Raw genomic sequence first — 11,671 nt, 5'->3', positions numbered from 1 at the left:
CGTTTTGCCAAAACGTCTTGTCAAGCCCATACTGGTTCGACCGCGACCGCCATGGAGGGCGGACGCAGAAGGAGCCGCCCATGCCGGACGCGCAGCGCCCACGCCCTCGCATCCACTTCACCCCGCAGTCCGGGTGGATGAACGACCCCCTCGCGGTGACCTGGCACGACGGGCTGTACCACCTGTTCTTCCAGTACGTGCCCGGGCGCACAACCTGGGCCCCCGAGTGCCGCTGGGGGCATGCGACGTCTCCTGACCTGGTCACCTGGACGGAGCACCCGGTCGCCCTCGAGCCCGGCGACGGCGACGACGGCATCTGGTCGGGCTCGATCGCGGTCGACGACGAGGGCCGGCCGACGATCTTCTACACGGCCGTCTCCACCCCCGACTTCGGTGTCGGCAGGATCCGCACGGCCACCCCCGTCGACGACGACTGGCTGACCTGGGCGAAGGGCGACGTCGTCGTCGAGGCTCCCCCGCTCGACCTCGTCGCCTTCCGCGACCCGTTCCTCTTGCGCGACGGCGACCGCTGGCGGATGCTCGTGGGCACTGCCATCGCCGGCGGAGACGCAGCGGCGAGCTCCTTCGTCTCGCACGATCTGGCCGATTGGACCTACGAGGGCCTGGCGGCCTCGCGCAGCACCCGCGACACCGAGCCGGTGTGGACAGGGACCCTCTGGGAATGCCCGCAGATCTTCTCCGTCGGCGACCGCGACGTCATGGTGACGTCCGTCTGGGACGACGACGACCTGCACTACGTGGTCTACGCGATCGGCGAGTTCACGGACGGCCGCTTCGAGGCCGCGCACTGGGGACGCCTCACCTTCGGTGACAGCTACTACGCACCGTCGTTCTTCCGCGACCGCGACGGGCAGCCCTGCCTCATCTACTGGATGCGCGGCGCACTCGACGAGGAGGCCGGCCGGGCCAGCGCGCTGAGCGTGCCGCACGTGCTCCACCTCGAGGGCGACAGCCTGATCGCCACCCCGCACCCCGCCGTGGCCACCGCGGCGTTCGCCGGGGCGTCCTCACCCGCTCCACTCACGATCGGGATCGGAGACCGGATCCAGATCGCGAACCCGGCGGGGCCCCTCCTGCTGCATCGCGACGAACGAGCCGTCCGCTGCTCCTGGAACGGTCAGGACACTGAAGTACCGGCCTGGGCCGGCGCAGTCGATGTGCTCGTGGACGCAGAGACGGTCGAGGTCTTCGCCGGGCACGCCTCGTTCGCCGTGGGCGCGGACGCCCCCTTCTCCCCGGTCTGGCGGGGTACCCAGCTCAGCGACTAGTTCCCGCTCGGTGCCTCTTCGTCGGCCGCGACGTTCTTCTGCACCGCGAACTGGGTGCGGTGCAGTTCCTCGTACCGCCCACCCACCGCCAGCAGTTCCTCGTGCGTACCGCACTCCACGATCGAGCCGTCCTCGACCACGAGGATCACGTCCGCGTTGCGGATGGTGGAGAGCCGGTGTGCGATGACCAGCGCCGTTCGTCCTTCGAGCGCCTCGCTGAGCGCCGCCTGCACGGCGGCCTCCGACGTCGAGTCCAGCGCCGCCGTCGCCTCGTCGAGAATGACGACGCGCGGCTGGGCGAGCAGGAGCCTCGCGATGGTCATCCGCTGACGCTCGCCGCCGGACAACCGGTAGCCACGCTCTCCCACCATGGTGTCCAGCTGGTCCGGCAGGGACCGGATGAGCGGCTCGAGCCGCGCCCGGCGGACGGCGTCCCACACCTCGTCGTCGGACGCCTCCGGCCGCGCGAGGCGCAGGTTGGAGAGGATGGTCTCGTGGAACAGGTGACCGTCCTGCGTCACCATGCCCAGGGTGTGCTTCATGGAGGCGAAGGTGACGTCGCGGACGTCCGTCCCCCCGAGGCGCACGGTGCCGCTGTCGACGTCGTAAAGGCGTGAGAGCAGCTGGGCGATCGTGGACTTGCCCGCACCGGAGGTACCGACAAGGGCGACGGTCTGCCCCGGCTCGATCCTGAAGGAGACGCCGTGCAGCACCTCCTCGCCACCGCGGGTGTCGAGCGTGGAGACCTCCTCGAGGGACGCGAGCGACACCTTGTCGGCAGACGGGTAGGCGAAGCGCACGTCGTCGAACTCGACCGAAACCGCCCCCTCGGGCACGGAGGCGGCGTCGGGCTTCTCCGTGATGAGCGGTTCGAGATCCAGGATCTCGAAGACGCGCTCGAAGCTCACGACAGCGCTCATGATCTCGACGCGTGCGTTGGCGAGCCCGGTCAGCGGCACGTAGAGGCGTGTGAGGAGGAGCGCCAGCGTCACCACATCGCCGGTGTCGAGCTGCCCGGCGAGTGCGAGGAAACCTCCAAGGCCGTACACGAGCGCGAGAGCCAGAGCCGAGACGAGCGTCAGCGCGGTGACGAAGACGAACTGCAGCATCGCTGTGCGCACCCCGATGTCTCGCACGCGGGCGGCACGCATGCGGAACTCTTCGGCCTCCTCGTCGGGCCGGCCGAACAGCTTCACGAGGGTGGCGCCTGGCGCCGAGAAGCGCTCGGTCATCTGCGTGCTCATGGCGGAATTGTGGTCGGCGGCCTCGCGGCGCAGCGCGGCGAGACGGCTGCCCATGCGGCGTGCGGGTATCAAGAAGATGGGGAGCATGATCACGGCGAGAAGCGTCACGAGCCAGGAGGTGCTGAGCATGACGATCAGGGTGAGGATCAGAGCCACGAGATTCGTGACCACGCCGGACAGCGTGCCGCTGAAGGCCTGCTGAGCGCCGATCACATCGTTGTTGAGGCGGCTCACGAGGGCGCCCGTTCGTGTGCGGGTGAAGAACGCGATCGGCATCTTCTGCACGTGGTTGAAGACGGCGGTGCGCAGATCCAGGATCACGCCTTCGCCTATCCGCGCCGAGAACCAGCGCGTCACGAGTGACACGGCGGCGTCGGCCACGGCCACGAGGGCGATGACGACGGCGAGCCACACGATCGTGCTGACCGCGCCCCGCGCGACGATGACGTTGACCACCTGGCCGGCGAGCACCGGCGTCGCGACCGCGAGGAAAGCGCCCACGACGGAGAGCGCGATGAAGATCAGCAGCTTGGCCCGGTAGGGCACTGCGAACGTCATGATCCGCCGCACTGCCTCACGGGAGATGCCGTGCTTGCCGTCCCTGGCGCTCGAGATCTTGTACAGCGAGCTCCAGGCCGCGCTTTCCATGCTCATTGTGGTTCCTTCCGTCGCGGGCTCGACACGGTCCTCGACAACGGTCAGGTCAGTGCAACTCCACGCTAAGGCACCATCCGCTCGGCTGCGTCAGACGCAGCAGTACGCACCGAAGCGAGCCGGTTCGGGCGCTGCAGCGCTCTACCGGGAGCAGGCGTAGCGTCGACGCCATGAGCATCCGGATCGGCACCTCGGGCTGGAGCTACCCGCACTGGAACGACGTGCTCTACACGACTCCGCACGACCGTCAGCACCGGCTCGAGCGCTACGTGCAGGAGTTCCCCACCGTCGAACTGAACGGCAGCTTCTACCGCTGGCCCGGCGATCGCGCCTTCGCCGCCTGGCGCGAGAGCCTGCCCGAGGGTTTCACGATGGCGGTGAAGGCACCGCGCGGACTCACCCACGCGAAGCGCCTGCGCGAGCCCGAGGCCTGGGTCGAACGCATCCGGAGCTCACTGCACGAACTGGGCGACCGCCGCGGCATGTTCCTCGTGCAGCTGCCCCCGGACCTCGCGCGCGACGACGCTCGCCTCGACCACTTCCTCGGCGCCCTGCCCGAGTGGCTGCAGGTCGCGGTCGAGTTCCGCCACGACTCCTGGCACGTCGACGAGGTGTTCGCTCTGCTCGAGCGGCACGGCGCCGCCTACTGCGTCATGAGCGGAGCCGGCCAGCCCTGCATCCTGCGCGCGACCGCGCCGACCGTCTACGTGCGCATGCACGGCCCCGACCACGAGCACCTCTACGCCGGCTCGTACTCCGACGCCGACCTCGCCTGGTGGGCCGACCGCTGCCGCGAGTGGCAGTCATCCGGCCACGACGTGCTCGTCTACTTCAACAACGACGGCGCCGGCCACGCCGTGCGGAACGCCCGGACCCTCCAGCACCTCACCGAGAACCTCGACTAGGACGAAGAGACCCGATCCCCCTTCGCGACCGCATCGTCGGCAGCCCCGCCCGCCCCGCGACGCCGTGCACGCGCACAAGCCCGAGCTCATGCACCGACACATCCGTCCAGCGCTCGAGCTGCTCCCTGGCGGCGGCGAAACCACCGGCCCGAAGCAGGTCGCAGATCGCACCGACGCGTGTCCAGAGCGCCAATTCTGCCGGTCCCGCGTCGTCGGCGGCGCGCTCCCCCACTCGATGGAGGATGCGGAGCGCCGACGGCGCGTCACCCGACAGCAGGAGCGCGTAGCCCGCGATCTCCGCGCGCTCCAGACTGCGGGTGTCGAGACCCTCGCTGATCAGCGTCTCGAGCTCCTCGCGCTCGTCGTACCCGATCGTGACGACAGATCGCACGATCGCTCGCACGTCGTCACTGATGAGCGAGATGTCCTCGCCCGTCGCGCCCGTGACGAGCATCCCGCGATCGATACGATCGGTCGGCACGAACAGCGGGCTCGACACCCGGGCGATGCGGATCGTCTCCGGGTCGTGCGTCGCCTCCATGCGCACGCCGAACAGCACCCGGCCGACGGGGAGCGAATAGCACAACGAGCCGCGAAAGGCCCACGCCGGCCCGGGGAGCACGCCCCGGACGACGGCCTCCCATTCCACCGCGTCCATCGATCACCTCCGCCCGCGCATCTTCCCGCGGGGATCGACCTCTCAGCTGGGAAGGTTCGCCTTCACGTAGGCCACGATCGCATTCGCGTGCCCGTGCCCCAGCCCGTGCTCGGTCTTCAGCCAGGCCACGACATCCATGTGCCGCTCCGTGTCCAGCCGATCGGCCACCAGATCGAGCCACTCCTGCACGGGCCGCCCATACGTCTTCTCGATGCTGGGAAAGTACGAGGCAGGCCCCTTGACCTTCTCCCCCGCCACGATCGTCGGCGCCACCACCCGATGCTCACTCATGCCGCCATGCTAGCCAAGAGCCCCCGCGACCGTCACCCCACCCGGGTAGCGCCACCCGCTCCACACCGAGCTGCTTACCGCAACAAGCGCTACCCCCGAGCAAACCTGACGCCCGCGCACCCGAGGTGTGCCGCGGGGTGGGTCTTCCTGTCGCGTTGCAGGCTCGGGACTGGCGGGCGTCCGCGACGCGGACGCGGGATGCAACGCGACAGGAAGATCCACCCCGCGGCACGCCGCCCCGAGCCCGATACCGAGGGCTAAGAAGCAGCAGCCGCCGAAGACCCGATCACGGCAACACCCTTGATCTCGATGAGCGCCTCGGCCTGCCACAGCCCGGTCGTCCCGATCCCCGCCATGGCCGGGTAGTCCGACCCGGCGAGCTCCCGCCAGATGCGCCCGATCTCCCGCCCGTGGGCCTGGTAGTCCGGGATGTCGGTCAGATAGATCGTCACGTCGACGAGATCCGATGGCACCCCGCCGGCGTGCTCGAGCGTGGCGAGCACGTTCGAGAACGCCTGCCGGAACTGCTCCACGATGCCGCCGGGCACGATCGCGCCGTCGGCCCCCATGGCGGTCTGCCCGCCGAGGTAGACGGTGTCGCCCACCTTCGTGCCGTGCGCGAACCCCGAGGGCTTCGACAGGCTCGGCGGGTTGATGGTTTCTTTGGCGCGCACAGGCGTGGTCATGACGAGGCTCCTGGTGGTGTCGGGGAGGGAAGGCGGATCATGCCCTCCTGGGCGACGGAGGCGAGCAGCCGCCCGTCAATGGAGAAGAAGGAGCCGTGCACGAGAGCGCGCGAACTCTGCAGCGACTGCAGCTGCTGGGCGTAGAGCACCCACTCGTCGGCACGGCCGTCGCGGTGGAACCACATGGCGTGGTCGAGGCTCGCGGTCGCGAGCCCGGCGGCGGCCCACGGGGTCGAGGTGGCGCGCAGGGCGCTCTCGAGGATCGTGTAGTCGCACACGTAGGCGAGCGCGGTGCGGTGCACGTCGAGGTCGTCGGGCAGGGCGTCGAACGCCCTCACCCACACGGCCTGGTGCGGCACCGCGGCTCCGTCGACGTCGAAGTAGACGGGCGAGGGCACGTGCCTCATGTCGAAGCTCCGACCGGAGGCCCAATAGGCCGCGGCCGGCCCCTCGACCCCGGCGACGGCCTCGGCCGACGACGGCAACGAAGAAGGCGCGGGCAGCGACGTGGGCATCTCGATCTGCAGGTCGGGCCCGTCCTCCGGCACCTGGAAGGTCACGGTCGCGATGAACGCCGACTTGCCGTTCTGCTGCCCGGTGACGGTGCGGGTGGAGTACCCGCGGCCGTCCCGCACACGATCGACGGCGTACGAGACCTCGCTCGAGACGTCGACGGGCCGCAGGAAGTGACCGTGGAACGAGTTGACCCGCCGGTCGGAGTCGGTGGTGCGGATGGCGGCGGCGAGCGCCTGCACCACCATGTCCCCGCCGTAGGCCTTGGGCCACGGCACGTACTGGGTGCGCGCGGTGAACACGTCGCCACCGGCATCCGTCAGATCGACCGCTGCGAGGAACGGCGCCGACGTGGGCTCGAGCGAGGGTGCTGCCGACGGCGACTGTGCGGAGCTCATGCCCGCCGGTAGCCCTCGAGCGTCGAGTCGTCGACGTCGTCGAGGTTCACCACGATGTTCTCGGGCGTGCGGGTGGTCAGCCACACGAGCTCCTCGGTGGTCGACATGTTCGCCTCGACGTGCGGCATGAACGGCGGCACGAAGACCCAGTCGCCCTCGCTCATGTCGAGCCACTCCGAGAAGCCCTCGCCGAAGTAGATGCGGGCGGAGCCGCGCAGCACGTAGCCGCCGGTCTCGGCCTCGCCGTGGTGGTGGGGGAACGACCGGTAGCCCGGCTCGTTGCTGACCTGGCCGAACCAGATCTTCGTGGCGGGGGTGTGCTGGATGCTCACTCCGGAGACGCGGACGGCTCCACCGGACTGGCCGGTCTCGGTGTGCTCCTCACCGCGGCGGGTGACGACGGGGACGATCTCTGCTGACATGGTCTACCTCCACCGGCACGCTATCACCAGAGCGCTCGAATCACACACTTTTATTCCGTTCGTAACATGAATGTGCCATTCGTGACCGGATGCCCGGTATCGTCGAGTCATGGAGCGCACAGTCGACGCCGTCATCATCGGATCCGGGATCAACGCCCTCGTGGCCGCAGCCGAGCTCGGCAAGGCCGGCTGGTCGGTGGCGCTGGTGGAGAAGAACCCCGAGATCGGCGGCTTCATCGCCTCGGGCGAGCTCACCGAACCCGGCTTCGTGCACGACACGTACTCGTCGTGGCATCCGCTCTTCGTCTCGGGCGCCGCCTACGCGGCCCTCGGCCCCGACCTGCACGCCCAGGGCCTGGAGTACTGCAACACCGACGGCCCGCTCACGGGCAGCATCTCCCCCGACGGCCAAGCCGCCGTGGCGCATCGCGACCCCGTGGCCACCGCCGCTGCCTTCGAGCACGCCTCCGACCGCGAGAACTACGGCCTCATGCTCGAGCAGATGGGCGGCCGCGCCCCCGTGGTGTTCGGCGCCCTCGGCTCCGAGCTCCGCACGCCGGCCGCCGTGGGCCTCGCCGCGAAGGCCCTGCGCACCTTCAAGCTCAAGGGCAGCGAATCGCTCGTCCGCGACGCCCTGATGAGCGGCCGCTCGTTCGCCCGAGAGCGCTTCAAGGGCGACGAGGCCGACCGCCTGTGGGCACCGTGGCTGCTGCACGCGGGGCTCTCGCCCGACAGCGCGACGGGAGGCATGATGTTCGCCATCATGGCCCTCTCGATGCACGGCTTCGGCCTGCCCGTGGTCAAGGGCGGCGCCGGCGAGTTCGTCAAGGCCTTCCGTGGCGTGCTCGAAGCGAACGGCGTGCAGATCGTGACGGGCACGAGCGTGGAGAAGATCATCGTGGCCGACGGCCGCGCCACCGGCGTCGAGACGAGCTCCGGCCGCATCCTGGCCCGCCGCGCCGTGCTGGCCGGCACGACCCCCGGCGCCCTCTACCGCGACCTCCTGCCCTCGGCAGCCGTGCCCGCGCGCACCCGCAGCGAGGCCGCCCGCTACCGCTACGGCCGCGCGGCCATGCAGCTGCACCTCGCGCTCGACGCACCCCTGACCTTCACGGATGCGCGCCTCGACGAAGCACCGCTCGTGCACGTCAGCGACGGCTCCGGATCGACCGGAGTCGCCTGCGCCCAGGCCGAGGCGGGCCTCCTGCCGAGCGCCCCCACGGTGGTGATCGGCCGTCAGCACCTGCTCGACCCCACACGGGTGCCCGAGGGCAAGGGCTCGCTGTGGCTGCAGCTGCAGGAGGTGCCGTTCGAGCTGAAGGGCGACGCGTCCGGCACCATCGCGGGTGCCGACGGCGGCTGGTCGCCCGACGTCGTGCGCGCCTACGTCGACCGCGTGCTCGACCGCGTGCAGTCGGTGGCGCCCGGCCTCCGCGACTCGATCCTCGCCACCGAGGTCATCACTCCGCAGGACCTCGAGGCCTACAACCCCAACGCCGTCGCGGGCGACCCCTACGCGGGCTCCGCCGAGATCGACCAGAACCTGCTCTGGCGCCCCCTCCCCTCGGCCGGCACCCACAAGACCTCCGTGAAGGGCGTCTGGCACCTCGGCGCCTCGTCGCATCCTGGCCCCGGCCTCGGCGCGGGCTCGGGCCACCTGGTGGCCACCGCCCTCGCGAAGGCCCACCGCCCCCGCGCCTGATCGGCCCCGGATCGGTTCAGAACCGCAAACCTCCCGGCATCCGGCGCCTCACAGCGGCCGGGTGACGGGAGGTTTGCGGTTTCGAACGGGATCGCGGCCGGCGGGGCCGCCGGCTAGGCCGGGAGATCACGCACGGCGATCACCATGCGCGTCACGGCGTAGCGCACGGCGCCAGCCTCGTCGCCGATCGTGACGTCCCAGACCCACGTGCTGCGGCCCCGGTGCAGCGCCTCGGCGCGCGCCACGAGCACTCCGGGCACGGGCGCCGAGCGCAGGAAGTTCGTGCTGTTCGACAGCCCCATGCCCACCCGCCCCGACGGCCGCACGGCGTGGTTCGTGCCCTCGGAGGCGATCGCCTCGGCGATGGCGCAGTAGACCCCGCCGTGCACGACGCCCGTGGGCTGGGCGTGCTGCGGCCCGGTCTCGAGCCGCGCCTCGGCCACGCCCTCCCCCAGCGACACGATCTCGAGACCGTAGTGCTGATCGAAGGGCGACTCCGAGAACGGGCCCACCGACGGGCCCACCGACGGGCCCGGACCGGCGCCTGCCGCGCTCACGGCGTCTGCGCCCGCCGGCGTGCGCGCAGCCCCGACTTGTACTGCTTGGGCACGGTCTTGTCGCGGTAGCCGAGGTCGAGCGCGGCGTTGAGCGTCCAGTACGGGTCGACGAGGTGCGGCCTCGACAGCAGGCAGAGGTCGGCACGGCCGGCCACGAGGATGGTGTTGACGTCGTCGATCGACGACACCGCCCCCACCGTCATGGTCGGGATGCCGGCCTCGAGGCGGATCCGGTCGGCGAACGGCGTCTGGTAGAGCCGGCCGTAGTTGGGCTTCGCCTCGGTGCTCGTCTGCCCGGTCGAGACGTCGATGATGTCGCAGCCGTGCTCCTTGAGCACGCGCGAGAGCTCCACCGCGTCGTCGCCCGAGAATCCGCCGTCGACCCAGTCGGTGGCGCTGATGCGCACGCTGATGGGCTTGGACTCCGGCCACACGGCGCGCACGGCGTCGAACACCTCGATCGCGAACCGGCTGCGGCCCGCGGCGTCGCCGCCGTAGCCGTCGGTGCGCTTGTTCGACAGCGGAGAGAGGAAGCTCGACACGAGGTAGCCGTGCGCGAAGTGCAGCTCGAGGATGTCGAAGCCGGCCCTCGCCCCGCGGAGAGCGGCCTGCACGTGCTCCTCCACGATCCCTGCGATCTCGGCCTCGGTGAGCTCGTGCGGCACCTGTCCGTCGGCCAGGTACGGGATGGGCGACGGGGCGACGATGGGCCAGTTGCCCTCGTCGAGCGCCTCGTCCATACCCTCCCACATGAGCTTGGTGCTGCCCTTCCGGCCCGAGTGGCCGATCTGCAGCCCGATGGCGGCCGAGCTGTTGGAGTGCACGAAGTCGACGACCCGCGCCCACGCCTGCTCCTGCTCGTCGTCGTAGATGCCGGGGCAGCCGGGGGTGATGCGGCCCTCGGGCGACACGCAGGTCATCTCGGTGAAGACGAGCCCGGCGCCACCCACGGCGCGGGAGCCGAGATGCACGAGGTGCCAGTCGGTGGGCACGCCGTCGACGGCCGAGTACTGCGCCGTGGGCGAGACCACCACGCGGTTCTTCAGCTCGAGGTCGCGCAGCTTGTAGGGGAAGAACATGGGCGGCGTGCCCGAGGGTGCGCCGGTGCCGCGGGCGGCCTGATCCTCGGCGAACCAGTCGTCGACGCGGGCCATGTAGAGCGGATCGCGCACGCGCAGGTTGTCGTAGGTGATGCGCTGACTGCGGGTGAGCAGCTGGAACACGAACTGCGCGGGCGGCAGCACGGTGTAGCGGTGGATGCTCTCGAACCACTCGAGGCTCGTCATGGCCGAGCGCCGGAGCGACGCGGCGACGGGCCGGCGGATCTCCTCGTAGCGCAGGAGCGCGTCTTCGACGGTGGGCTCCCCCGCGACCGCGCCCACGAGCGCCACCGCGTCTTCGAGCGCCTGCTTGGTGCCGGAGCCGATGGAGAAGTGGGCGGTGTGCGCTGCGTCGCCGATGATCACGACGTTGCCGGTGTGCCAGTGCTCGTTCGTGACGTCGCGGAAGTTCAGCCAGTTGGAGTTGTTGCCCTGCAGCGCATGGCCCTGCAGGTACTCCGCGAAGATCTCCTCGCAGAACTTCAGGGCCTTCTCGTCGGTCTGCCCCGGCACCCGCACCGAGTCGTCGAGCCCGGCGCGGTGCCAGGTCTCGGGATCGGTCTCGACGAGGAAGGTCGATCCGTTCTCACCGAACGGGTAGATGTGGGCCCAGAACATGCCGTAGGGCGTGTTGACGAACACGAACGTGAAGCACTCGATCGGCCGGTCGGTGCCGAACCAGGCGTACTTGAAGGGTCGCACCTCGACCTTCTCGCCGAACTCAGCCGCGTAGGTCTCGCGGGTGCGGCTGTTGACGCCGTCGGAGGCGATCACGAGGTCGTGGGTGAGCCGCAGCTCCTCGGCGAGCGGCGCATCCGTGTTGTGCACGAGCTCGACGCCGAGCTCGGCGGCGCGGTCGGCGAGCACCATCAGCAGGTCCTTGCGGGCGAGGGCCGCGAAGGCGTGGCCGTCGCTGCGCTCCTGGTAGCCGAGGAAGTCGACGTCCATGGCGCTCCACTTGCGCCAGAGCTTCTCGATGCGCTCGAAGCTCACCGGATCGGCCGCGCGGAGGCCGTCGAGGGTCTCCTCCGAGAACACGACGCCGAAGCCGAAGGTCTCGTCGACGGCGTTGCGCTCGTAGACCGTCACCTCGTGGGCGGGATCGGCGAGCTTGAGCAGGATGGCGCTGTACAGGCCGCCGGGGCCTCCACCGATGCATGCGATTTTCATCGTGGGGTGCTTTCCGTTCCGTCGAGTCGAGTGGGATACGAGTTTTATATTACTCGGAAGTGACGATCGTCACGATTTACGA

The 11,671-nt window shown here is 70.0% G+C and carries 11 protein-coding genes; 3 read left to right on the top strand and 8 right to left on the bottom strand.

The window, feature by feature from the left end:
- Nucleotides 1-80: 80 nt before the first annotated feature.
- Nucleotides 81-1,289 carry a glycoside hydrolase family 32 protein gene (locus N1028_RS12165; RefSeq protein ID WP_259529287.1) on the top strand — a complete coding sequence of 403 codons (1,209 nt, stop codon included), beginning with the start codon at nucleotides 81-83 and terminating at the stop codon, nucleotides 1,287-1,289.
- Here the strand turns inward: N1028_RS12165 and N1028_RS12160 are convergent.
- Nucleotides 1,286-3,187, bottom strand: a complete 1,902-nt coding sequence (locus tag N1028_RS12160; RefSeq protein ID WP_259529286.1) for an ABC transporter ATP-binding protein — start codon at nucleotides 3,185-3,187, stop codon at nucleotides 1,286-1,288. The genes N1028_RS12165 and N1028_RS12160 overlap by 4 nt on opposite strands.
- Nucleotides 3,188-3,357: 170 nt before the next feature.
- Between N1028_RS12160 and N1028_RS12155 the strand changes: the two genes are divergently transcribed.
- The gene (locus N1028_RS12155) at nucleotides 3,358-4,092 is read left to right on the top strand and encodes a DUF72 domain-containing protein (protein WP_259529285.1); all 735 of its coding nucleotides are present in this window, start codon (nucleotides 3,358-3,360) and stop codon (nucleotides 4,090-4,092) included.
- Here the strand turns inward: N1028_RS12155 and N1028_RS12150 are convergent.
- The 5 genes from N1028_RS12150 to N1028_RS12130 all read right to left on the bottom strand — a co-directional run bounded on the left by N1028_RS12150 (nucleotide 4,073) and on the right by N1028_RS12130 (nucleotide 7,060).
- Complete coding sequence (locus tag N1028_RS12150; RefSeq protein WP_259529280.1) at nucleotides 4,073-4,750, bottom strand: hypothetical protein; 678 nt, start codon at nucleotides 4,748-4,750, stop codon at nucleotides 4,073-4,075. The two genes, N1028_RS12155 and N1028_RS12150, sit on opposite strands and share 20 nt — an antisense overlap.
- Nucleotides 4,751-4,792: 42 nt before the next feature.
- Entirely contained in the window at nucleotides 4,793-5,041 is a 249-nt protein-coding gene (locus tag N1028_RS12145) for a DUF4287 domain-containing protein (RefSeq protein ID WP_259529279.1), read from the bottom strand.
- A gap of 257 nt (nucleotides 5,042-5,298) precedes the next feature.
- Nucleotides 5,299-5,727 carry a RidA family protein gene (locus N1028_RS12140; protein WP_259529278.1) on the bottom strand — a complete coding sequence of 143 codons (429 nt, stop codon included), beginning with the start codon at nucleotides 5,725-5,727 and terminating at the stop codon, nucleotides 5,299-5,301.
- Nucleotides 5,724-6,638 (bottom strand): acyl-CoA thioesterase, encoded by a 915-nt coding sequence (locus tag N1028_RS12135; RefSeq protein ID WP_259529277.1) that lies wholly within the window; start codon nucleotides 6,636-6,638, stop codon nucleotides 5,724-5,726. Before N1028_RS12135 ends, N1028_RS12140 begins: the two co-directional genes overlap by 4 nt.
- Nucleotides 6,635-7,060 carry a cupin domain-containing protein gene (locus N1028_RS12130; RefSeq protein WP_259529276.1) on the bottom strand — a complete coding sequence of 142 codons (426 nt, stop codon included), beginning with the start codon at nucleotides 7,058-7,060 and terminating at the stop codon, nucleotides 6,635-6,637. Before N1028_RS12130 ends, N1028_RS12135 begins: the two co-directional genes overlap by 4 nt.
- Before the next feature lie 109 nt (nucleotides 7,061-7,169).
- Between N1028_RS12130 and N1028_RS12125 the strand changes: the two genes are divergently transcribed.
- Nucleotides 7,170-8,762, top strand: coding sequence for a phytoene desaturase family protein (locus tag N1028_RS12125; protein ID WP_259529273.1), 1,593 nt, complete (start codon nucleotides 7,170-7,172; stop codon nucleotides 8,760-8,762).
- Nucleotides 8,763-8,875: 113 nt separating this feature from the next.
- Here the strand turns inward: N1028_RS12125 and N1028_RS12120 are convergent, their stop codons facing one another.
- Nucleotides 8,876-9,319, bottom strand: a complete 444-nt coding sequence (locus tag N1028_RS12120) for a PaaI family thioesterase (RefSeq protein ID WP_259529270.1) — start codon at nucleotides 9,317-9,319, stop codon at nucleotides 8,876-8,878.
- On the bottom strand, nucleotides 9,316-11,589 hold the full coding sequence (locus N1028_RS12115) for a bifunctional salicylyl-CoA 5-hydroxylase/oxidoreductase (protein ID WP_259529268.1): 2,274 nt from the start codon (nucleotides 11,587-11,589) through the stop codon (nucleotides 9,316-9,318). The genes N1028_RS12120 and N1028_RS12115 overlap by 4 nt, the downstream gene beginning before the upstream one ends.
- Between the last annotated feature and the right edge of the window lie 82 nt (nucleotides 11,590-11,671).

The sequence above is a fragment of the Herbiconiux oxytropis genome (assembly GCF_024979315.1).
Taxonomy (GTDB): domain Bacteria; phylum Actinomycetota; class Actinomycetes; order Actinomycetales; family Microbacteriaceae; genus Herbiconiux; species Herbiconiux oxytropis.
Note: the sequence above shows the minus strand (reverse complement) of the source record. Positions and strands in the feature narration are given on the sequence as shown.

What these genes read in the sequence shown, in the direction of transcription:
- N1028_RS12165 (WP_259529287.1), top strand. Translation starts at nt 81, where the DNA reads ATGCCGGACGCGCAGCGCCCACGCCCTCGCATCCACTTCACCCCGCAG.
- N1028_RS12160 (WP_259529286.1), bottom strand. Translation starts at nt 3,187, where the DNA reads ATGAGCATGGAAAGCGCGGCCTGGAGCTCGCTGTACAAGATCTCGAGC.
- N1028_RS12155 (WP_259529285.1), top strand. Translation starts at nt 3,358, where the DNA reads ATGAGCATCCGGATCGGCACCTCGGGCTGGAGCTACCCGCACTGGAAC.
- N1028_RS12150 (WP_259529280.1), bottom strand. Translation starts at nt 4,750, where the DNA reads ATGGACGCGGTGGAATGGGAGGCCGTCGTCCGGGGCGTGCTCCCCGGG.
- N1028_RS12145 (WP_259529279.1), bottom strand. Translation starts at nt 5,041, where the DNA reads ATGAGTGAGCATCGGGTGGTGGCGCCGACGATCGTGGCGGGGGAGAAG.
- N1028_RS12140 (WP_259529278.1), bottom strand. Translation starts at nt 5,727, where the DNA reads ATGACCACGCCTGTGCGCGCCAAAGAAACCATCAACCCGCCGAGCCTG.
- N1028_RS12135 (WP_259529277.1), bottom strand. Translation starts at nt 6,638, where the DNA reads ATGAGCTCCGCACAGTCGCCGTCGGCAGCACCCTCGCTCGAGCCCACG.
- N1028_RS12130 (WP_259529276.1), bottom strand. Translation starts at nt 7,060, where the DNA reads ATGTCAGCAGAGATCGTCCCCGTCGTCACCCGCCGCGGTGAGGAGCAC.
- N1028_RS12125 (WP_259529273.1), top strand. Translation starts at nt 7,170, where the DNA reads ATGGAGCGCACAGTCGACGCCGTCATCATCGGATCCGGGATCAACGCC.
- N1028_RS12115 (WP_259529268.1), bottom strand. Translation starts at nt 11,589, where the DNA reads ATGAAAATCGCATGCATCGGTGGAGGCCCCGGCGGCCTGTACAGCGCC.